Source organism: Zymobacter palmae, from assembly GCF_003610015.1.
Taxonomy (GTDB): Bacteria; Pseudomonadota; Gammaproteobacteria; order Pseudomonadales; family Halomonadaceae; genus Zymobacter; species Zymobacter palmae.
In genome coordinates, this window is record NZ_AP018933.1 from 2,931,678 (window position 1) to 2,954,375 (window position 22,698).

Genomic DNA, 22,698 nt, shown 5'->3' on the forward strand with positions numbered 1-22,698 from the left:
GGGCTCCTGTGCTTCTTCTGATGAGGTGCGGCGAGGAGGAGGTGTCCTCAGCTAGCGCACCACTCGCATTCTTCGATATCGATATCGTTGGAGCGCACGTAGTACGACGTCTTCATGCCTTCCTTCCATGCCGTCATGTGCAGATTCAGCAGCGTTGCTGCACGAATCGTGCTCGGCACGTAGAAGTTGAAGCTGATCGCCTGATCGACATGGCGCTGACGACGCGCGTTCTGACGGATGCTAGCGAACTGGTCGACCTTGTAAGCGCCCTTCTCGTAGAAGGGGTAGGTATCGAGCGACAGATCAGGCGCGATGACCGGGCGGCGATAGTCTTTCTTTTCTTCATAGTAGAAGGCGCTGAAGACTGGGTCGATCGACGCGGTAGAACCTGCGATCTGGGCGGTACTCATATTCGGCGCGACGGCGATCAGATAGGCGTTGCGCACGCCATTTTCGGCAACGTCGGCGGCCAGGGTGCTCCACGCTGCGGAAGTGTAGTCACGGCGCTCGAAGTATTCACCCGTCTGCCAGTCACTGCCTGCGAAATGCTCGTAAGAGCCTTTTTCCTTCGCCAGCGCGTTACTTGCTTTGATGGCGAGGTAGTTAATGCGCTCGTACAGCTCATCCGCGTACTGCTCGGCTTCGGGCGAATTCCAGTCGATGCCTTTTTGGGCCAGCAGGTGGTGCCAGCCAAACGTTCCCAAGCCGATCGAGCGATAGCGACGGTTAGTGATGGTCGCCTGCGGCACGGGCAGCTTGTTGAGGTCGATAACGTTGTCGAGCATGCGCACTTCGATAGCAATCAGACGCTCGAGAATGTCTTCTTCCACCAGATCGGACTCGGCCGTGACCGCGCGTCCTAGGTTGATGGAAGACAGGTTGCAGACAACGAAATCGCCGGCCTGCTTGGTGATCACAATCTGATCGCCGCTGATCACTTCTTGGATCAGGCGGGTCGGGCTCATATTCTGCAGGATCTCGGTGCACAGGTTGCTGGAATAGACCATGCCCTTGTGCTTGTTCGGGTTCATCCGGTTGACTTCGTCACGGTAGAACATGAACGGGTTGCCGGTTTCCAGCTGACTGATCATGATGCGCTTGAAGATATCGATCGCCTTCACGACGCGACGGCTGATGTTCTCGTCGGCCACCAGCTCTTCATACTTGCGACGGAAAGAACCTTCACCACGACGCTCGTCGAAGAAGTCCTGCAGGTACCAGCCTTTCTTCTGTTTCACTTCGTGCGGGTCGAACAGATACCAATCACCGCGGCGCTCAACCACTTCCATAAAGAGGTCGGGAACGCAGACGGCCGTGAATACGTCGTGCGCACGCAGGCGCTGGTCACCATTGTTCAGGCGCAGGTCGAGGAACATCTCGATGTCTTTATGGAAGATATCAAGATAGACCGCCACGGCTCCTTTACGCTGACCGAGCTGATCAACGCTGACTGCCGTGTTGTTGAGCTGCTTGATCCACGGCACGACACCGCCGCTGGAGCCTTTGACACCGCGGATCTCGGAGCCGGTAGAGCGTACATAGCCGAGGTAGGCACCGACGCCACCACCGTGCTTGGACACGCGCGCGATATCAGTATTGCTGTCGTAGATACCCTGCAGGCTATCATCGACGGTATCGATGAAGCAGCTGGACAGCTGACCGCCGATCTTGCCGGCATTGGCCAGTGTCGGCGTTGCCACGGTCATGTAGAGGTTGGATAGTGCCCAATACGCTTCCTTGACCAGCGTCATACGACGCTCACGCGGCTTCTCATCCTGCATCAGGTACAGTGCAATGGTCAGCCAGCGTTCCTGAGGCAGCTCGTAAACGCTCTTAGTGTGATCAGATGCCAGATAGCGCGTTGCCAGCAGGTACAGGCCGTTGTACGTGAACAGCTTGTCACGTTCCGGCTCAATGACCGCGCTGGCTTCTAGCAGCTCATCTTTGGAATAGTTGCGCAGGATATCGCCAGAGTAGATACCACGTTCACCTAGGCTTTCCTGAAGGCCAACGTAGGAACCGTACTTGTCGTCATCGTTGTAGAAGCGATTTTTGCTGGCTTTCTTGTACAGCTTGTTAAGGTACAGGCGTGCAGCAAACATTTCCCATTCGGGCGTCGTGATATCGGTCAGCGATTCCGCTTCGCGAATCAGGTAGTCGACCATATCGTCAGCCGCGATGGATTCTCGGCGTTCGATGTAGGAAAACACTTTGCGCTTGTAGCTTTCGATATCCAGCTGCGGAAATTCAGCGTGGATATTGTCCAGATAGCGCTCGAGACGTGCGCGCTCGAAAGCCATCTGGCGCTTGCCGTTATCCTTAACAATGAAAGTCATAAAATCTCGCTAGCTATCCGGTATGCACGCGTCCTTTTCCGGCAGTTGAAAAAGGATAGGCATGATCAATAAGTGGCAAGGTGCAGAACCACAAAGACGGTAAAAAAACAGCCACAAACCTACCTGTCACGGCTGTTTGTCAATGTGCAACTTTGACCCACGTTGTGGTGCGCGATTCTACACTCAAAATGGCCATCTCTCCACTCTTGACATACCACCACATATAGGCCAAGAGAACCCATTACCACACTATATATAGTGCCTTTGGCCACTTTCTCAATTTACAACTATCCCCCGAGATATGCACAGCCTTGCGCGCCCTAAAAGCCTCCATGCAACAAGGGGGAAAGCCCTCTACTGTGCACTATTGACGCAGGTATTTCACAAGCAAGAAACAGGTGTACAACAGGATACACACACAGTTTTCCACAGCCTTTCGCGATAAAAATTTTATTCTGTGAATAGGTGCTGGCCCCATGCATATGAGCCTAGCAACTCAATCGGGAAAGCCATGCAAAAGGTAAGGGAGAGAGGAAGGAAATTTCAGTACGAGGGCGGCACAGAAACATAGGTGAGGACGTGCTAAACGCCCTCACATCATGACACTACGTCATGCGCTTATTCTTTACACCTTGCTGGCAGAAAGAGGCGACGCTGAAAGCTGCTTGAAGAAGGCACACACGACCGCCGCGACATTGTTAGCCGCCATGCTCGAATAGATGTGCTTGCCGTTTTGGTCGTCCTCGCCTCCAGCCAGGTCAGACACGCTACGGAACGCAATAAAGGGGACCTGATTGGCATAGGCCACTTGGGCCACGGCACCGCTTTCCATATCGGCGATCTGAGCATCGAATACATCGTGCAGGTAATCGCGATAGTCGGCATTGTCCATGAAGATCGAGCCGGAAACACCACTTCCCCCCACCTTCAGAACGGGTTTATCGCGGGTGCACTGGGTCGCCGAGGCACACGACTCCAAGGCAACGCCATTAACCGTATTGGCAAGCGCCAGCAGGGACTCACTGGCAGGGAACCATAGCCGCTCTTCCTTGTTGCGCGACCGCGCACTGAGCACATCGGTAAGCCGCGGGTAAATCATGCCATAGGCGGCCAACCCCGCCTTGCGTACGGTAGTCGACGGCTGATAGCCCGCATCCGTTTCACGAGCGTAAAGACTCTCGCCATAGTTAGCCCAGCGCGAAGGCACGACGACATCACCGATATTGCGTGAGGCATCCACGCTGCCGGCAATGCCACTGAACACGATCTGTTTGATGTTGAACTGATCGAGCACCCGCTGCGCATTCATCGCAGCATTGGTGGTACTCACCCCGCTCATAAAGACGACGACAGGCTCACCATTGAGCGATCCGATCGTGAATCGGACGCCCTGGATGCGGTATTCATGACGATCCTTCGTCGCTTTGATTAGCGGCTGTATCTCAGTGGTATAGGCCGTCATCAATGCCGTACGTGGCGTGCATTCAGTCTGACACGCATGAGCAGCGGAAGGCGCGAGGAAAGGCACCGCGGCCAAAGCCCCACAGGCCCACAGACAGCCCTTTAGTGCGCGTGAGTGGAAAGCGGAACGCTGACGGTCAGCGTTCCGATAGGAGAAAGATTGTTGAAAAGACATGCGTTGATCCTGTCTCGGGCCATGGCATTGTGATTACCCGGCACTTGCTGGCCCTGACAAGGATCGGGCAGGACGTATCCCTCAACGTCCGTTGTTATGGGTGACTCTCAGGAGCACGCCTGCGAGCGACTGCGTTCCGCGTCAGGCGCGGCGCAGTTTCGAGTGTCGACGTGAGTAGCCAAAATAGATGACGAACCCGATCAGCAGCCAAATACCGAAGGCAATCCAAGTCAGCTGCGTCAGGCTACAAATCAGAACGACACTAATGATGATCGACAGAAGCGGTACGAACGGCGAGAACGGGACGCGGAACGGGCGCTTCAGATGACGTTGTGTACGGCGAAGAATCGGGATGGCAGCCGCAATGATGATAAAGGCCAGCAGTGTTCCCATGCAGATCAGCTCGGTCAGCACCTGAAGGGGCAACAGACCCGCCATCAGCGCGGAACACGTTCCCAGCAGCCACGTGGACCAAATCGGCACCTGACGATGATTGACGGTCGACAGGAACTTGGGCAGCAAGCCATCGCGGGAAATCGCGAACACCAGACGCGCAATGCCGTAGCCCATTACCATCACCATCGACGCCATGCCGAAGATGGCCGCCAGCAGCACCAGCTCGGCCAGCCATTGGATGTCAGCTCGCTGCAACACCAGCGCCAGCGGGCTATCACTGCCGCGGAAGTCCATGAACGGTACGATCCCCGTTGCGACCGCAGAAACGCCCACATACAGCAAAATACAAATCACCAGTGAACCCAGCAGACCAATAGGCAGATCGCGCTGTGGATTCTTCACCTCTTCGGCGGCCGAAGACACAACGTCAAACCCGAGGAACGAGAAGATGACAATGGCTGCACCGCTGACGACACCGCCCATTCCCATTGGCATGTAAGGCGTCCAATTGGTCGGTTCGACGTGCCAGATGCCCACCGCAATGAACAACACGATAACCGCGACCTTGATCAGCACCATCAGGTTGCTGATGCGTTTGGATTCGCGCACGCCCAACGACAGCAGTGCAGTCGCCAGCATGACGATCGCGAAGGCCGGCAGGTTGAAGAAGGTCATATGCCCTTCTTGCGCCCCCGGCGCTGCCGTCAGCGCGACAGGCAGATGAACGCCGATCGTGGACAGGAACGTCTGAAAATAACCTGACCAGCCCACCGCCATCGAAGAGGCGGCCAGTCCGTACTCAGCGATAAGACTCCAGCCTGTCACCCATGCAACGATTTCCCCAATCGCAGCATAAGCGTAGGTATAGGTAGAACCAGCAACCGGAATCATGGCCGTAAATTCGGCATAGCACAGCGCAGCTAGCGCACAGGCAACGCCCGCGGCAAGGAAGGACAGTGTGATGCCCGGGCCGGCGCTCAGCGCCGCACGTCCCAACACCACGAAGATGCCCGTTCCCACCATGGCCGCCAGTCCCATCATCACCAGATCGGTGGCCCCCATAACCTTGCGCAAAGGGCCTGGGGCACTCGTCACCATGGCATCAATATTCTTGCGTCTGAAAAGATTCATGACTCTCTCATTGCAGGGCTTTCAATAAAGGCAGGAGACGCATCATACAGGATGAACACTACCTTTTCGGTAAAAGATGAGTGATACGTCGTGTGACGTCGAGATGCAGTATGACGCAGTACGCAGCGCGCGGCATCTCCTCGACCGTCGTCAATGAACACACGACACCAGCCGTATCGTATAGAAAATAGGTGAGACAGCGGGGAAATAAGACGACAACGCCCGAGTATGGCTACTCAGGCGCTGTTGGATGACGCTAGGCGACGTTTGACTCAGATGCCCGCGGCTTTGCGCAAATCAGCGGCTTTGTCGGTTTTCTCCCACGGGAATGCCGTGAAGGTTTCGACATGCGGCTGGCCTTGAGTGTCGGTCCACTCATAGCGGTGTTCGAACGGTTCACGTCCGAAGTGACCATAAGAAGCGGTCAGCTGGTACATCGGGTGCAACAGGTCGAGCATCTTAGTGATGCCGTACGGACGCAGGTCGAAGTGCTCACGTACCAGCTCGACGATACGGCTGTCGCTGATGCGGCCCGTGCCGAAGGTGTTGACGGAGATGGACGTCGGTTCCGCCACACCGATGGCGTAGGAGACCTGGATTTCGCATTTATCCGCCAGACCCGCTGCCACGATGTTCTTCGCGACATAGCGGCCAGCGTAAGCAGCGCTGCGGTCAACCTTAGACGGATCCTTACCGGAGAACGCACCGCCACCGTGACGCGCCATGCCACCGTAAGTATCAACGATGATCTTGCGGCCAGTCAGACCACAGTCGCCCACCGGGCCACCAATGACGAAGTTGCCGGTCGGGTTGATGTGGAAGCGGGTGTCTTTGGTGATCCATTCTGCCGGCAGTACATCGCGGATAATCAGCTCTTCCACGGCCTGACGCAGTTTTTCCTGAGACACGTTTTCATCATGCTGAGTGGACAGCACGACCGCTTCGACCGCTTCCGGCTCGCCTTTGGCGTTGTAGCGGAAGGTCAGCTGGCTTTTCGCGTCCGGACGCAACCATGGCAGCGTGCCATCCTTGCGCAGCTCGGCCTGACGTTCGACCAGTCGGTGTGCGTAATGGATCGGCGCAGGCATCAGCGAAGAGGTTTCGTTGGTGGCATAGCCGAACATCAGCCCTTGATCACCGGCACCCTGATCTTCGGGGCGGCTACGATCGACGCCCTGAGCGATATCGACGCTCTGCTTGCCGATCAGGTTGATGACACCGCACGTTGCGCCGTCGAAACCGACCTGAGACGAGGTATAACCGATATCGAGAATCACGTTACGAACCAAGTCTTCCAGGTCAACCCATGCGCTTGTGGTGATCTCGCCTGCCACTATCGCCACGCCAGTCTTGACCAGCGTTTCACACGCAACACGTGCCTGCTTGTCACGTGCAATCAAGGCGTCCAGTACCGCGTCAGAAATCTGATCCGCGATCTTGTCGGGATGCCCTTCGGATACAGATTCCGAAGTAAAGAGGTAGGAGTCGCTCATTACGTGTCTACCCTCATAGTTGTTGGCTCATGAGAGGCCGGGAGGGGGACCTTCCGGTCATGGGGACAGTGTTCGCCAGGATTTTCGCCCCAACTTATTGTGAGCGCTGGTATTACAGACTCTCGCCAAGACAAGCACCCTGTGTGGCAAGCGAACAGCTTAGCAGTGTACATGGCCTTTACAGACGTGCCTAGCACTGCCGTTAGTGATAGGAATTGCCATCCAGGCGTGGCGTTTTGTTCGGAATAAGGGTACGTTTTCATGTAGGACGACCCCTCTCATCACGACTGTTATGATGACAGCCTTGTGATTCTTACGCTCAAACGGTCGCCGACATCTCAGGAGTCTTGAACCTCATGCCATCCCGACGTCAGCTCGCCAACGCCATAAGGGCGCTGTCCATGGACGCCGTGCAAGCCGCCAATTCAGGTCACCCAGGTATGCCTATGGGCATGGCCGACATTGCCGAAGTCTTGTGGAATCGTCACATCAAACACAACCCTGCGAATCCGCAGTGGGTTGATCGTGACCGATTTATTCTGTCCAACGGTCATGGGTCGATGCTGCTTTATTCCGTGCTGCATCTCACCGGCTATGATCTGCCCATGGAAGAACTGCGTCAGTTTAGGCAGTTGGGGTCCAAAACCCCCGGCCACCCAGAGCACGGTCTGACGGTCGGTATCGAAACGACGACAGGACCACTTGGCCAAGGGCTTGCCAACGGTATCGGTATGGCCATTGCCGAACGTGCATTGGCCGCAGAATTCAATCGTGACGGTCACGACATCATTGATCACCGTGTCTGGACCTTCGTCGGCGATGGCTGCCTGATGGAAGGCATCAGCCACGAAGTCTGTTCGCTGGCCGGTACACTCGGCCTCGGCAAGCTGACCGTGTTCTACGATGACAACGGCATTTCCATCGACGGCGATGTGAAAGGCTGGTTCACCGATGACACCGTCAAGCGCTTCGAGTCCTACAACTGGCACGTGATCGGACCGATCGACGGCCACGACCCTGAAGCCATCGACGCGGCCATCGAAGCCGCCAAGGCCGAGACAGAACGCCCGTCACTGATCATCTGCAAGACCGTGATCGGCTTCGGTGCTCCCACCAAAGCAGGCAAGGAAACCTCCCACGGCGCACCGCTGGGCGAGGAAGAAGTTGCCCGCGCCCGTGAAATTCTGGGTTGGGAACATGCGCCGTTCGAAATTCCCGACGACATCTATGCTGCCTGGGATGCCCGTGAGCGTGGTGCATTGCTTCAGGCCGAGCATGATGCTCGCATGGCCGCCTATGCACGCCAGTATCCTGAAGAAGCCCGCGAGCTGCAGCGCCGCTACCGTGGCGACCTGCCGGAAGGCTTCGATACGATGGCCGTCGTACGTAACGTACAGGCTCGCGGTGAGAAAATCGCAACCCGCAAGGCCTCTCAGAACGTACTCGACCTGATCGGCCCAATGATGCCCGAACTGTTCGGCGGTAGCGCCGACCTCGCACCGTCCAACCTTACTAAATGGGAAGGCGTGAAGGCGATCAGTAAGGACAGTCATGGCGGCGCGTACTTGCACTACGGTGTACGTGAATTCGGTATGGGGGCGATCGCCAACGGTATCGCACTGCACGGCGGATTCATCCCCTATGACGCCACGTTCCTGGTGTTCATGGAGTACATGTACAACGCACTGCGCATGTCGGCACTGACGCACACCCGCATCGTGCACCTGTTCACCCACGACTCCATCGGTCTGGGTGAAGATGGCCCGACTCACCAGCCCATCGAACACCTCGAAGCGCTGCGCGCCCTGCCGGGCTTCCACACCTGGCGCCCTGCCGATGCGGCCGAAACCGCCATGGCATGGATGGAAGCGCTCAAGCACCGCTACGGACCGACTGCGCTGGCCCTGTCCCGCCAGGGACTGCCCATGCAGCCGCGTACCGACGAGCAGCTGATGAACATCGCGCGCGGTGGCTACATTCTGCGTGACAGCGAAGGCGAACCTGAACTGATCATCATCGCGACCGGTTCCGAAGTTGAACTGGCCGTGCGCGCCGCTGCTGAACTGGAAGCCAAGGGCCGCCGCGTCCGCGTCGTGTCCATGCCGTGCACCAGCGTGTTTGATGCACAGGATGCAGACTACCGCGAACAGGTACTGCCGCGGCATATCACCCAGCGTCTGGCCGTCGAAGCGGCGTCCATCAATGGCTGGTACAAATATGTCGGGCTGGATGGCCGCATTATTGGCATGACAGCGTACGGCGAATCGGCCAAGCCGGAAGATCTGGCGCATCTGTTCGGCTTCACGGTCGAGAACGTCGTGAAGGTCGCTGAAGAGATGCTGTCTTGAGGGAAACGCTCGACACGCGTACCCTTCTGTTGCCCCATCGTTTTTGAGTCAATTTGTAGCAGGTGGGGGTGGGACAGGTTCCGTATACTGAGCCCACGGTGTGGACGCCCTGACGACGGCGTCCACCAACAAGACAAGCTTCCATTGGCAAGCTGCGGCATCAAGTAGTTGCGGCGACTTGCCGAAAAACCTTGCTGTTTCCAATCTCATACATGCAGGAGCTATTGCCATGACAGTGCGCAAGATGTCCGAGCTGGACCTCAAAGGAAAACGCGTCCTGATCCGTGAAGACCTGAACGTTCCGGTCAAAGACGGTCGTGTCACTTCTGACGCGCGTATTCGCGCAAGCCTCAAAACCATCAAAATGGCCCACGACGCTGGCGCCAAACTGATGCTGATGAGCCACCTGGGCCGCCCGACTGAAGGCGAACCGGATGAAGCTTCTTCCATGGCACCGGTTGCTAACCGCCTGAGCGAACTGCTCGGCGTTCAGGTTCGTCTGGAAAAAGACTACCTCGACAAGAAAGTCGAACTGAACGATGGCGACATCGTCCTGTTCGAAAACGTTCGCTTCAACAAAGGCGAGAAAAAAGACGATGAAGCGCTGGCCAAGAAATACGCTAGCCAGTGTGACATCTTCGTCATGGACGCTTTCGGTACCGCTCACCGCGCCCAGGCTTCTACTCATGGCGTAGCTCGTTTCGCGCCTGAAGCCGTTGCAGGTCCGCTGCTCGAATCCGAGCTGGACGCTCTGCACAAAGCGCTGGCTGAACCGAAACGCCCGATGGTGGCTATCGTTGGTGGTTCCAAAGTATCCACCAAACTGGAAGTGCTGAACGCGCTGTCCGAAAAATGCGACGCCATCATCGTCGGCGGTGGTATTGCCAACACCTTCATCGCAGCGGCTGGCCACAACGTGGGCAAATCCCTGTACGAAGCTGATCTGGTCGATGCTGCTAAGAACCTGATGGGCAAAGTCAACATCCCGGTACCGGTCGATGTTGTCGTAGCCAAAGAGTTCTCCGACAAAGCCGAAGCAACTGTCAAAGACGTTGCCGACGTTGCTGATGACGACCTGATTCTGGACGTAGGTCCGAAAACGGCCGCTACTTTCGCTGACGCTCTGAAAAGCGCTGGCACCATCCTGTGGAACGGTCCGGTCGGCGTATTCGAAATCGACCAGTTCGCAGAAGGTACCAAAGCACTGTCCAAAGCGATTGCAGAAAGCAAAGCGTTCTCCATCGCAGGTGGTGGTGACACGCTGGCCGCTATCGACAAATACGGCATTGCAGACCAAGTGTCTTACATTTCTACTGGCGGCGGCGCATTCCTTGAATACGTCGAAGGCAAAGTTCTTCCAGCTGTAAAAGCACTGGAAGACGCAGCCAAGTAATTGCTGCCTAAGGGATTCCAAGCTTGGCTTGGGGTCCCTTGCCCTGCTGCCCATCGGCTCTACCGATGGGCAGCTTGCATCGGCAGGTGATAATTTTGATGTGTCCATGACACAACAGGAATTGCACCTGTGGCGGGGATTCTCTAAAATCGCCGCTCTTGACAGCCCGTGTCATTCCCTGTTTGAGGGAAGCCGAGCTGACTCGACATCCTTCTACAACAGGAATTCGATCCAATGAAACGTACTTTCCAGCCCAGCGTTCTGAAACGCAAACGTAACCACGGTTTCCGTGCTCGCATGGCTACCATGCGTGGCCGTCAGGTTCTGGCACGTCGTCGTGCCAAAGGCCGCAAACGCCTGAGCGCCTGATCATTATCGGCATGGGCGGTTCGACACCGACCTTCGGTTTTCCGCGTGAACTGCGTATTCTCAGCAGCCGCGAATACCGCCATGTCTTTGACAGTGCGTGCTTCAAGGTGCACGGCAAGGGTCTTCTGGCCCTGGCCTGCCCCAATGATGTGGGGCACGTACGCGTCGGTCTGGTATTCAGCAAGAAGAATGCACGTCGCGCAGTGGATCGTAATCTGCTGAAGCGATTGACGCGCGAGTCAATTCGACTGCAGCAGCATCGGCTGCCCGCGGTCGACATAGTCGTTCTGTCTAGACGTGGTGTTCTCGAGCTGGATCGCCAGACCCTCGCACGTCAACTGCATGGTATGTGGCGACGTCTTGAAAAGGACGTGAAGCGCGCAGCCGACGCCAAGACTTCTGCCTGACGGCCCGGTGCCGACGGGCTTTCTTGCGTTGTGCCCAGCGGAAGCCGCCGGAACAGCGACTGTCTTGATAACCCTCATGGCGTTCGTGCCTGTACGTCAGGCATCACGTTGATACGACACTCTATTCCACCGAGTTTTCCCTCATGGACGTGAAACGCATCATCCTGCTCATTCCACTGGCGATCGTAGCGTACCTGCTCGTCATCAAGTGGAACGAGGACACTCCCCAGTCGCAGGCGCCTCAAAGTGTCCTGACGGCCACCCAGAGCGATGCCCAGCAGCCTGACGACGTGACACAGGCCCCCGCGACCGCCTCCGAACTTCCTGCTGCCGATAACGCCCGCGCGGCCAATTCGTCAGCACTCGTCAGCGTGAACACCGACGTTCTCAACGTTCGGATCAATCCGAACGACGGCGCTATCGTGTACGCCGCTCTGCCGCAGCAGAAAGCCCAGCTGCATGGCGAAGAACCGTTCGTGCTGATGTCGACAAGCAGCTCTATGTACTACGTGGCTCAGTCGAACGTCTTCGTTGATGGCCAGTATCGTCTGACCCTCGCGGCCGACCGCACCGACTACCGCCTTGAAGATGGCCAGAACCAGCTGGTCGTCGATCTGCACGGCACGCTCAACGGCGTAGACGTCATCAAGCGCTTCACGTTCACTCGTGGTGACTATGCCGTGAAGCAGGACATCCTGCTGAACAACCAGAACAGCCACGCGGTCGATGCACGCGTCGTCAACGAGCTGATCCGCGACCAGAGTGCCGATCCGACCAGTTCCAGCAAAGGCATTGGCGGCATCCACTCCTATCTGGGTGCTATCTTCTCGTCTCCTAATGCACGTGCGCAGAAAGTCAGCCTGAGCAACATCAAGGATGGCAAATTCGGCGGCATCACGTCAGCCGAAGGCTGGGCGGCTATGAGCCAGCACTACTTCTTGGCCGCACTGGTTCCGCAGGCGCAGGACGTCGTGACCTACAAAGCGTCGATGGACTCTCGCCAACGCGCTCACGTCAGCTACGAAACGCCGGATGCGACCATCCAAGCGGGCCAGCAGCTCGACCTTTCTGCCCAGATCTACATGGGCCCGAAAGAGAAGGCACAGCTCGAAAAGGTCTCCCCTTACCTGTCGAAGACCATCGACTACGGCTGGCTGTGGTTCCTCGCCTCTCCGCTGTTCTGGCTGCTGACCAAGATCCACAGCGTCATCGGCAACTGGGGCTGGTCCATCGTGCTGCTGACCTGCGTGGTCAAGGCGATCCTGCTGCCGCTGTCTGCGAAAGCGTACCGTTCCATGGCCAAGATGCGTAAGCTCGGTCCGGAAATGGCGCGCATCAAAGAACAGTACGGCAACGAGCGTCAGCAGATGTCCCAGAAGATGATGGAGTTCTACCAGAAAGAGAAGATCAACCCGCTGGGTGGGTGTCTCCCGATGGTCATCCAGATGCCGGTCTTCTTGGCGCTGTACTGGATGCTTTCCGAATCCATCGAACTGCGTCATGCACCGTTCATGCTGTGGATCCATGACCTTTCGGCACAGGACCCGTACTTCATCCTGCCGATCATCATGGGGATCTCCATGTTCCTGCAACAGATGCTGAACCCAGCACCGCCGGACCCGATGCAGGCCAAGGTGATGCGCATGCTGCCGGTCATCTTTACCTTCTTCTTCCTGTGGTTCCCGGCAGGTCTGGTCATCTACTGGATCACCAACAACCTGTTGTCGATTGCCCAGCAGTACTTCATCACGAAGCAGATCGAGAGCAAGCTCTGATCTGACCGACTGCAAGCATGAAGACCTTCGGCCCTGCATTCGCGTGCGGGGCCGTTGTCGTCTGTGGCAACATGTTCACTCATTTCTGGCGCTGGCCCACTGCGGGCGAGCGCTTCGCTTCACGACGGGATTTCTTCCATGGCTGCCTTCGACAACTTGTCCAACGACACCATCACCGCACTGGCAACAGCTCCGGGACGCGGCGGCGTCGGCATCGTACGCGTCTCTGGGCCTCGTGCAGGCGAGATCGCGGAAAAGATGCTGGGGTTCTATCCCCGCCCCCGCCACGCCCATCACACGCCGTTTCTGAGCGATGACGGGCAAGTGCTGGATGAAGGCATCGCGCTGTACTTCCCCGGCCCTAATTCGTTCACAGGCGAAGACGTGTTCGAACTGCAAGGCCACGGCGGTCCGGTCATCATGGACTGGTTGATTGAATGCACCCTGCGCCTTGGCGCACGGCTCGCCAATCCCGGCGAGTTCTCCGAACGCGCCTTCCTCAACGACAAACTCGATCTGGCCCAGGCCGAAGCCATCAGCGACCTGATCGAAGCCAGCTCGCGCGCAGCGGCCAGCAATGCGATGCGCTCACTGCAAGGCGAGTTCTCAAAGCGCGTGACCGCGCTGGTACAGGAACTGATCGGCCTGCGCACTTATGTCGAAGCCGCGATCGACTTCCCCGAAGAAGAAGTCGACTTTCTGGCTGATGGCGAAGTGGCGGCCCAGCTAGCTGCCGTACAGGCCAACCTCACCAACGTGAAGGCCTCCGCCGCACAGGGCGCCCTGATGCGCGATGGCATGAGCGTTGTCATCGCGGGTCGCCCCAACGCGGGTAAATCAAGCCTGCTGAACGTACTGACCGAACGCGACAGCGCCATCGTCACCGATATCGCCGGCACCACCCGCGACGTACTGCGCGAGCACATCCACCTTGATGGCATGCCGCTGCACGTGATCGACACCGCAGGACTGCGCGACACCCCCGATGCCGTCGAACAGATCGGCGTTCAGCGCGCATGGAGTGAAATCGAAAAGGCCGACCGCGTGCTGCTGATGGTCGACGCCCGCGATACTGCCGAGCTTGAGCCGATGAAAATCTGGCCCGAGTTTGTCTCGCGCCTGCCCGACCCCAGCCGCTTGACGCTAGTGCGCAACAAGGTCGACCTGACCAGCGAAGGCACGGATGCTGATTTATCCACAACCCCTCCGGTGATTCGTATTTCCGCCGCCACGCAAGCCGGTGTGGATAACTTGAAGCAGCACCTCAAAGACGTGATGGGACTGGACAGCACCGCCGAAGGACTGTTCTCCGCCCGCCGTCGCCATCTGGACGCACTCGCACGCGCCGAGGAAGCTCTGGAGAACGGCGCAGCGCAGCTGCATGGCGCGATGGCAGGCGAACTGCTGGCAGAAGATTTACGCGCGGCACAGCAGGCACTGGGCGAGATCACGGGCGAGTTCACCGCCGATGATTTGCTGGGCGAGATATTTGGAAGCTTCTGCATTGGAAAGTAAATGCTTTGATGGCGCCTCAAACCATATGCAATACAGGGGGCGTCATATCTTCAATGCATTGATGACCAAGGAAAAGGCCGCCGAAGGCTGTCGGCGGCTAGGGTAGTACAAGTGATAGCCGGGGAACGGCGGGCACCAGTCTTCGAGCATCTTCACCAATTTGTCCTGTTCGATATAGGGTGAGAATTCTTCTTCGGGCAGAAAAGCGATTCCCAACCCACTGACCGCAGCAGCCACGATATGCGTCGAAGTATTGAAGATAAGCTGTCCATCCACGTGAATATTTAGCTTCTTGCCTTCCTTTTCAAACTCCCACGCATATAATTTTTCATATGTCGGCATTCTTATATTAATGCAGTTATGATGAACAAGATCGCGTGGTGTTATAGGTACAGAATGCTGGCGAATATAATCAGGTGAAGCAACGGCAGCCATTCGCTGTTCCGCGCCGATAGGTATGGCAATCATATCTTTCTCAACGGTTTCATTAAATCTCACACCCGCATCGAAACGGTCAGCAACAATATCCCGCAATCCATAGTTTATATCGAACTCAATTTTTATATCAGGGTATTGCTTAAGTACCGGCGCCAGTTTAGGCAGTAATAAATCCTGTAGTACAAAGTCGCCACATGTAATGCGCACAGTACCCGCGGGACGCTCGCGCAGCTCTGCCAGTTCGTCCAGCTTGTTCGATACCGTTTCTAGCGGATCAAGTACGGATTCGAAGAGTATCTGCCCCGCTGACGTCAGCGAGACACTGCGCGTGTTACGCGTCAACAGCCTGATCTTAAGGCGCTCTTCTAACCCTGCGATCGCCTGACTGACAGCCGACGGTGAAACCCCCAGCCGAGCAGCCGCTCGCGTGAAGTTGCCTTCTCTGGCCACGGATATGAAAACCCAGAGGTCATTCAGGTTATGTCTGGTCATCAACTTCATTTTCCTTGGATTGATTAGTACAACTTACAACTGAATTAAGATGTCTCTTTTTATAAACTCTGCTAGGCTGATTAATATCAGCATTAAATATTCATATTCATTCTTATCCATTGCAATAATCTAGCATATTTAACACTCATATTTAAAAGTTCTAGTGGAATTATTTCAGCGTATGGGAGCAATATCATGCATATAAATGCTTATGGCGCTTATGCCGGTGACAAACCGCTTGAGCCGCTTAAAATCACCCGTCGCACGCCTGGTAAAGACGATGTACAGATAGACATCGCATACTGCGGTGTCTGCCATTCGGACCTGCATCAGGTACGCGCAGAATGGGCTGGCACACATTTCCCTTGTGTTCCGGGCCATGAAATCGTTGGCCGTATCTCCGCACTGGGCGCGAGCGTCTCTGGCTTCAAGGTAGGCGATCTGGTCGGTGTCGGCTGCATTGTCGACAGCTGTCGGCACTGCGAAGAGTGCGATGACGGGCTGGAAAACTACTGCGACGGCATGATCGGCACCTACAACTTCCCGACACAGGACGAGCCAGGCTGGACGCTGGGGGGCTACTCCCAAACGATCGTCGTTCATGAACACTATGTGCTGCGCATCAACCACGCCGAGGAACATCTGGCTGCTGTTGCACCGCTGCTGTGTGCTGGCATCACGACCTATTCACCACTGCGCCACTGGCAGGCAGGCCCGGGCAAGAAGGTCGGCATTGTCGGTATTGGTGGTCTTGGCCATATGGGCATCAAATTGGCCCATGCGATGGGTGCGCACGTCGTAGCGTTCACTACCTCCGATACCAAGCGTGAGGCAGCACGTGCGCTGGGAGCCGATGAGGTCGTAGTCTCGCGTAACGCTGAGGAAATGCAGGCGCACGCCAAGAGCTTTGATCTGATCGTGAACACCGTAGCGGCTCCTCATGATCTAGACGCGTTCGTAACGCTGCTCAAACGCGATGGCACAATGACGCTGGTCGGCGCGCCGTCCTCTCCTCATCCGTCACCGTCCGTCATGAACCTCATCGGCAAGCGCCGCGCCATTGCAGGCTCGATGATCGGCGGCATCCCCGAAACACAAGAGATGCTGGATTTCTGTGCGCAGCACAACATCGTTGCCGACATCGAGCTGATCCGTGCAGAGGATATCAATGACGCGTATGAGCGCATGCTCAAGGGCGACGTCAAATATCGCTTCGTGATCGACAACGCTAGCCTAGCTACTCCGTAACAGATTAGGTGAAGGTAGCAGTCTTATCTCCTCACCCCTATACAGAGCATCGCCCTATGAAAAGATTGTTCTTACTGCTTGGCATTTTTATCGGGACATTTCACTCACTCTTTGCGGAGGCGGCAGACATGTCGAATGGAGCAGATAATTTCTACAAAAGCGATAAGGTCACAGTGGAAAAAGTGACCTTCCAGAACCAGTACCATATGAAGGTCACTGGCAATCTCATCCGTCCCAAGGCGCTGAACAAGAACGCCAAGGCACCGGCCATCGTCATCGGCCATCCTATGGGCGCCGTCAAGGAGCAAAGCTCGACGCTCTATGCCACCAAACTGGCAGAACAGGGTTTCGTCACGCTCGCCATTGATCTGTCGTTCTGGGGTGAAAGCGAAGGCCAGCCGCGCAACGCTGTGCTTCCAGATATGTACGCTGAAGACTTCAGTGCTGCCGTGGACTACCTCGGCACCCGCAATTTCGTGGATCGGAACCACATCGGTGCTTTGGGTATCTGTGGCAGCGGCAGTTTCGTCATCAGTGCTGCTAAGATCGATCCACGTATGAAAGCAATCGCGACAGTCAGCATGTATGACATGGGAGCGGCCAACCGCAACGGGCTGCGCCACGGCCAGACACTTGAGCAGCGCAAGCAGGCTATCGCCGCCGCTGCCGAACAACGCTATGTCGAGTTCACTGGCGGCAAGACGGCCTACACCGGTGGCACAGTGCACGAGCTGACTGCGGACACGCCGGCGATCCAGCGCGAGTTCTATGATTTCTATCGCACGCCGCGCGGTGAGTTTACGCCGAAGGGGTCTTCTCCAGCGCTGACGACCCACCCGACGTTGACCAGTAATGCCAAGTTCATGAACTTCTATCCGTTCAACGATATCGAGACGATTTCGCCACGACCGATGCTGTTCATTACAGGCGCTGAAGCCCACTCACGCGAATTCAGCGAAGACGCTTATCAGCGTGCAGGCGAACCCAAAGAGCTGGTGGTTGTTCCCGGAGCAGGCCATGTCGACCTCTACGATCGCACGGACCTGATTCCCTTCGACAAACTGACTCAGTTCTTCAAAAAGAACCTGTAATACCTTCTCTAAACATTACTACCATATCGATTTACCCCTGTGCCGAGCTCTAGGTCTGTCAGCCCTGAGCTCGGATTTTTTCCTGCAAAGACTGAAAAGAGGCATGCAGCCTTGAACTAGCACTGCATTCCCTCAACTCCGCATTACTCATCCAGATGTTCGAGATCCGCTAAATGACGAATTCTTCTTCATCACGTCAGCATTCATGGAGCGCTGTATTTGGCATGACGCTATGCGCCTTTGCGTTGATCGCATCGGAATTCATGCCTGTCAGCCTGCTGACGCCCATTGCCGCCAACCTGCATATTTCTGAAGGAAGCGCAGGGCAGGCGATTTCTATCTCTGGTGCTTTCGCACTGTTCACCAGTCTGTTCATTTCATACTTAGCCGGCCGAGTAGATCGAAAATTAGTGTTACTGGGGCTCACGCTGATCATGATTGCTTCGGGGCTAGTGGTAACGTTTGCGCCCAGTTACATCGTATTTATGGTCGGGCGAGCATTAATCGGGATTGCCATCGGGGGGTTCTGGTCGATGTCAGCGGCTACGGCTATGCGTCTCGTACCGAAGGAAAGCGTACCGAAAGCCCTAGCAATTCTGAATGGCGGAAACGCGCTGGCTACCGTAATTGCAGCACCACTGGGCAGCTTTCTAGGTGCCGTCATTGGCTGGCGCGGTGCATTCTTCTGTATCGTTCCCGTGACGATCATTGCCTTCACATGGCTGTGGATAAGCTTGCCGTCACTGCCCGTACAAAGAGCGGCAACGAAGAACGTTTTTGGCTTGCTGAAACGCCCATTGATTGCTGTCGGCATGCTGGCAATCACGTTCTTTTTTATGGGGCAGTTCACGCTGTTCACCTATCTGCGCCCGTTTCTTGAGACCATCACGCATACAGGACCAACGATGCTGTCACTTATGCTATTGGTCGTGGGCGTATCGGGCTTCATCGGTACCACATTGATCGGCATGTTCATCAAGCGTGGGCCTTATCGCACACTGATAGTGATTCCTGCACTAATGGCCATCATCGCTCTTGCACTTATCGCGGTGGGCTATTCACTGTTCATGACCGCTATTTTGCTGGCCGTATGGGGACTGATCGCTACCTCTGCACCGGTGGCTTGGTGGACATGGCTTGCGGAATCCCTGCCAGACGATGCCGAAGCAGGGGGAGGACTGATCGTTGCTATCATCCAACTGGCCATCACACTGGGCGCAACGCTTGGAGGCCTGCTGTTCGACAGCCACGGTTACTCAGCGACGTTTTCAGCCAGCGCCCTGCTGCTGCTCATGGCAGCACTGCTGGCTTTCATTACCTACCGGATCAGCCTCCGCCATAGCGTGTGATCTTTACTGAGCTGCTCAAGCCGCTTTCTCCTTAGGGAAAGCGGCTTCTGTGTATTTATGGGCAGAGCCACTTCGACTCGCTTGTATAATGGCGAACTTTTCACGAGAGATGAGGGCTTTCATGATCACTTACACCCAAGGCAATCTACTGGAGGCTAACGTCAATGCACTGGTCAACGCCGTCAACACGGTCGGCGTGATGGGTAAAGGCATCGCTCTAGCCTTCAAGCAATGCTTTCCCGACAACATGGAGGCCTATGCCAAAGCGTGCAAAGCAGGCGAGCTAGAGCCGGGCAGAATGTTCATTACGGCAACACATGCCGAATCTGGCCCACAGTGGATCATTAACTTCCCGACCAAGCGCCACTGGCGCGGCAAGTCCCAAATGGCATGGATTGAGGAAGGGCTGACCGATCTTAAACGCGTGATCGAGCAACATCACATCCAGTCGATCGCTATTCCTGCATTAGGTGCAGGCAATGGGGGATTGCCTTGGGATGAAGTGAAAGCGTTAATCGAACTACAGCTGCAAAGACTGGAGGCGGTCGATATTCATATTTATGAGCCATTTGAATAAAAGCGTTGCTATCACCCGTATTTATCATTCGTGTCAACGATAAAGCGTGAAGAAAGCGCGCTTACCTGCAGGGGGGAAACCATGAAACTGAACATTCACGGTGTCGATGACACCATGCGCCAGCGCGTCAACGAGACGCTCGATAGCATCGAACGCGAGCACGATGTCAAAGTGCTGTTTGCCTGTGAATCAGGCAGCCGCGGCTGGGGGTTTGCTTCTCCCGACAGCGATTACGATGTGCGCTTTCTGTATGTGCACCGGCCGGAGTGGTATCTGAAAGTCGAGCCGCAGCGCGATGTGATCGAACGTCCGATCAGCGATGAATTGGATATTAGCGGCTGGGAATGGCGCAAGGCGCTGGGGCTACTGAAGCGTGCCAACCCAACGCTGATTGAGTGGCAAGATTCCCCGATCATCTACCGTGAAGACACCCTGTGGATGAATCGGCTTCGCCAGACACTGCCACAGTTCTTCTCGCCACTGAAGGCGCGCTACCACTACCTGTCGATGGCGCAACGCAACTTCAAGGAGCACTTGCAGGGCGATAGCATCCGGCTGAAGAAATACTTCTACGTATTGCGCCCATTACTGGCCGTGAAGTGGATAGATGAGGGGAAAGGCATTCCCCCCATGCCGTTCGGCAAGCTGCTGGCGGGATCGACCCTGCCTGCTGCGGCATACAGCGAGCTGGAAGCCCTGCTCGACACCAAGCAGCAGGCGGGTGAGAGTCACTACGCCCCCTGCTGCGAACAACTGCATGCGTTCATTGCCCGCGAGCTTGATGCCGCCGCCATGCGTACGGATATTGACCCAGCCGCTTATACGGAAACAGCGGCATTGGATCAACTGTTGTTCGAGACGGTGATGGCGCAGTCCAAGCCCCGATAAGCGAGGCATTGATCAACGCAGTGCCTCTAAAGCGCGAGACCTTATGCTAAAAACTCGCTGACTACCTGAGTGACCAGCTCGGGGGCTTCTTCATGAACAGAGTGCCCGCAGAAAGGGACGTTCAAGAAGTGATCCTCTTTAAGCTGGTCCACCAAAGCCGCCGTATGCGCCAGCGATACCAAGGGATCGTCGTCACCGCGTACGACCAGCACCTCTTCGTTGATACCTTGCACGCGGTTGCCAGGATAACCGTCGCCACTGTCGTCAAGCCACATGGCGCTCAGATGCGACAGTAACCGATCGAAGTCCGGCTCACGGTTAAGCCGCTCATACTGATCGACCAATTGAGGAAGGTGCTGGCGCCAGAATTCAGGCGACACATCGGCATACAGCTCAGCGACAGCCGTATCCTCTGCAATCGTCCAGTGCGTCCCGATAACAACGATTCTGTTCAACAGACACGCACGGGCAACGGCCATGCGCAGCGCCACAATGCCGCCATCGCTATGGCCGATGACATGACACGATGTAATACCTAGCGCCGCTAGAAGTGATTCGACATCCTGCTGAAGCAAAGCATAGGACAGCGGCGCACTGCCCAGCGTAGAGCGTCCGTGGCCACGGGTGTCCAGCCCGATACAACGATAGCGTTCGCCCAATACCTCAACCATGGCATTGAAAGAACTCATGTCACAGGTGCCACCATGCAGAAACAGCAGAGGAAACCCTTGAGGATTGCCCTTCTGCTCGTAGTAGAGCTGTGCCCCATGTGCAGCATCGTGAAAGGCACCGTCCTGATGGGTAAAGGCCATGGTCATTTGTCCATATGAAGGGAAAACGTCAAACAACGTCGTACGCGCACTGGTCGAACACTATGATCAAACGGATACGGCAACCAAGAGGCTTGTACCGTTGAAAAGGCTGTATTGGCCTGCCTAGCGCGGTCAAATCTCGGAGGCCCGCAAGGGAAGGCATGAGTGCGCCTTCCCTATCCTGCGCTCATTTCACCACGACAAATCCGCGATACATGCCGCTATCGCCATCAACGGTATTCAGCGATTTCAACAGTTCGTCGCTATCGACCCAGACCCACGTAAAGGTGGTGTTCGAGACATCCATCATCAAGAACGAGTCACTTCTGGCGTCATATGCGCCCAGCGGTGAGAAGTGGCCACCCCCTTTCTGGCCCAGTGCCGGGCGGTAGATATTGGCGATCACGAAGGTGTCGGGAGCCGCCAGTGCGTCGATCAGGGCCTGCTTGGCCTTAGTTCTGGCTTCACCCGTCAGCGAGCTGACGTAGTACGGCTGGGCATCAAGCTGGAAGTGTTTCAACAGAGCCACTTCCTCAGCCAGTCCAAGGCCGTAGTGCGAGGGGCCGCCTTCAGTGGACGGTTTACCGAAGATTTCCTGTCGAGGCTTGGGCAGGTGATCCAGCACGACGTTCTGCGTATAGCGGTTCCAGAACGGGCTCCAACCTTCCTTGTGCGGCAGATACTGTTGCTCCTCCGGCGTGATCACAGAGGTGTCGAGCGGAATGTTCGCGCCGTCCTTGCCGGCACGCAGGGCGTTCAGCACGATCACCGCACTGGCAACGCCGCAGTCCACTTTATTGACTTGGCCTTCGAACTGCGGCGCAAGGGTGAACAAGTCCTGCTTATTGGTGGACTGGCTCAGGCGATTGACCCCTTCAGGGGTAGCCCAGTCCAGCGGCGTGGCCCACGCCGTGCCCGTCAGCAGCATCAGTGAGGCAGTGAACGCGGTCGTTGTTCTGGTCATCCAAGACATAGCGGCTCCTTTATTCGAGTATCGTAATGGC

General features: G+C 56.3%; 18 protein-coding genes. 11 read left to right on the top strand and 7 right to left on the bottom strand.

The features are described from left to right. Positions 1–47: 47 nt before the first annotated feature. The 4 genes from ZBT109_RS13060 to metK all read right to left on the bottom strand — a co-directional run bounded on the left by ZBT109_RS13060 (position 48) and on the right by metK (position 6,992). Positions 48–2,336 (bottom strand): ribonucleoside-diphosphate reductase subunit alpha, encoded by a 2,289-nt coding sequence (locus ZBT109_RS13060; protein WP_027704289.1) that lies wholly within the window; start codon positions 2,334–2,336, stop codon positions 48–50. 625 nt (positions 2,337–2,961) lie between these two features. After that, positions 2,962–3,972: a 5'-methylthioadenosine/S-adenosylhomocysteine nucleosidase gene (locus tag ZBT109_RS13065; protein WP_051523610.1), complete on the bottom strand. Its 1,011-nt coding sequence runs from the start codon at positions 3,970–3,972 to the stop codon at positions 2,962–2,964. 141 nt (positions 3,973–4,113) lie between these two features. After that, the gene (locus ZBT109_RS13070; protein WP_027704290.1) at positions 4,114–5,499 is read right to left on the bottom strand and encodes an amino acid permease; all 1,386 of its coding nucleotides are present in this window, start codon (positions 5,497–5,499) and stop codon (positions 4,114–4,116) included. Between the two features lie 272 nt (positions 5,500–5,771). Then, positions 5,772–6,992, bottom strand: a complete 1,221-nt coding sequence (gene metK, locus ZBT109_RS13075; RefSeq protein WP_027704291.1) for a methionine adenosyltransferase — start codon at positions 6,990–6,992, stop codon at positions 5,772–5,774. Positions 6,993–7,348: 356 nt separating this feature from the next. Here metK and tkt point away from each other — a divergent pair, with 356 nt between their 5' ends. The 6 genes from tkt (at position 7,349) to mnmE (ending at position 14,799) form a co-directional block, all read left to right on the top strand. Beyond that, positions 7,349–9,340 (top strand): transketolase, encoded by a 1,992-nt coding sequence (gene tkt, locus ZBT109_RS13080; RefSeq protein WP_027704292.1) that lies wholly within the window; start codon positions 7,349–7,351, stop codon positions 9,338–9,340. A 229-nt stretch (positions 9,341–9,569) separates the two neighbouring features. Continuing rightward, a complete protein-coding gene (locus ZBT109_RS13085) occupies positions 9,570–10,733 on the top strand; it encodes a phosphoglycerate kinase (protein ID WP_027704293.1) in 1,164 nt (387 codons plus the stop codon). 234 nt (positions 10,734–10,967) lie between these two features. Further along, complete coding sequence (rpmH, locus tag ZBT109_RS13090) at positions 10,968–11,102, top strand: 50S ribosomal protein L34 (RefSeq protein WP_027704294.1); 135 nt, start codon at positions 10,968–10,970, stop codon at positions 11,100–11,102. An 11-nt stretch (positions 11,103–11,113) separates the two neighbouring features. Beyond that, the gene (gene rnpA, locus ZBT109_RS13095; protein WP_084261683.1) at positions 11,114–11,509 is read left to right on the top strand and encodes a ribonuclease P protein component; all 396 of its coding nucleotides are present in this window, start codon (positions 11,114–11,116) and stop codon (positions 11,507–11,509) included. Positions 11,510–11,652: 143 nt separating this feature from the next. Continuing rightward, positions 11,653–13,284 carry a membrane protein insertase YidC gene (gene yidC, locus ZBT109_RS13100; RefSeq protein ID WP_027704296.1) on the top strand — a complete coding sequence of 544 codons (1,632 nt, stop codon included), beginning with the start codon at positions 11,653–11,655 and terminating at the stop codon, positions 13,282–13,284. Between the two features lie 138 nt (positions 13,285–13,422). Then, complete coding sequence (mnmE, locus tag ZBT109_RS13105) at positions 13,423–14,799, top strand: tRNA uridine-5-carboxymethylaminomethyl(34) synthesis GTPase MnmE (protein WP_027704297.1); 1,377 nt, start codon at positions 13,423–13,425, stop codon at positions 14,797–14,799. Positions 14,800–14,841: 42 nt separating this feature from the next. On the opposite strand, the gene ZBT109_RS13110 is transcribed toward mnmE, so the two are convergent. Continuing rightward, positions 14,842–15,729, bottom strand: a complete 888-nt coding sequence (locus ZBT109_RS13110) for a LysR family transcriptional regulator (protein WP_027704298.1) — start codon at positions 15,727–15,729, stop codon at positions 14,842–14,844. 195 nt (positions 15,730–15,924) lie between these two features. On the opposite strand from ZBT109_RS13110, the gene ZBT109_RS13115 reads away from it, so the two are divergent. The 5 genes from ZBT109_RS13115 to ZBT109_RS13135 all read left to right on the top strand — a co-directional run bounded on the left by ZBT109_RS13115 (position 15,925) and on the right by ZBT109_RS13135 (position 20,882). Then, positions 15,925–16,977 (top strand): NAD(P)-dependent alcohol dehydrogenase, encoded by a 1,053-nt coding sequence (locus ZBT109_RS13115; RefSeq protein ID WP_027704299.1) that lies wholly within the window; start codon positions 15,925–15,927, stop codon positions 16,975–16,977. A 128-nt stretch (positions 16,978–17,105) separates the two neighbouring features. Continuing rightward, positions 17,106–18,068, top strand: coding sequence for an alpha/beta hydrolase (locus tag ZBT109_RS13120; protein ID WP_197714351.1), 963 nt, complete (start codon positions 17,106–17,108; stop codon positions 18,066–18,068). A 173-nt stretch (positions 18,069–18,241) separates the two neighbouring features. Further along, complete coding sequence (locus ZBT109_RS13125; RefSeq protein WP_027704301.1) at positions 18,242–19,417, top strand: MFS transporter; 1,176 nt, start codon at positions 18,242–18,244, stop codon at positions 19,415–19,417. A gap of 121 nt (positions 19,418–19,538) precedes the next feature. Next, positions 19,539–19,994 (top strand): type II toxin-antitoxin system antitoxin DNA ADP-ribosyl glycohydrolase DarG, encoded by a 456-nt coding sequence (gene darG, locus ZBT109_RS13130; RefSeq protein ID WP_051523611.1) that lies wholly within the window; start codon positions 19,539–19,541, stop codon positions 19,992–19,994. An 81-nt stretch (positions 19,995–20,075) separates the two neighbouring features. Then, on the top strand, positions 20,076–20,882 hold the full coding sequence (locus ZBT109_RS13135) for a nucleotidyltransferase domain-containing protein (RefSeq protein ID WP_232012851.1): 807 nt from the start codon (positions 20,076–20,078) through the stop codon (positions 20,880–20,882). A 41-nt stretch (positions 20,883–20,923) separates the two neighbouring features. On the opposite strand, the gene ZBT109_RS13140 is transcribed toward ZBT109_RS13135, so the two are convergent. Next, positions 20,924–21,694, bottom strand: coding sequence for an alpha/beta fold hydrolase (locus ZBT109_RS13140; RefSeq protein ID WP_038277513.1), 771 nt, complete (start codon positions 21,692–21,694; stop codon positions 20,924–20,926). 187 nt (positions 21,695–21,881) lie between these two features. Further along, positions 21,882–22,667, bottom strand: coding sequence for a phytochelatin synthase family protein (locus ZBT109_RS13150; protein WP_197714352.1), 786 nt, complete (start codon positions 22,665–22,667; stop codon positions 21,882–21,884). Positions 22,668–22,698 lie beyond the last annotated feature (31 nt).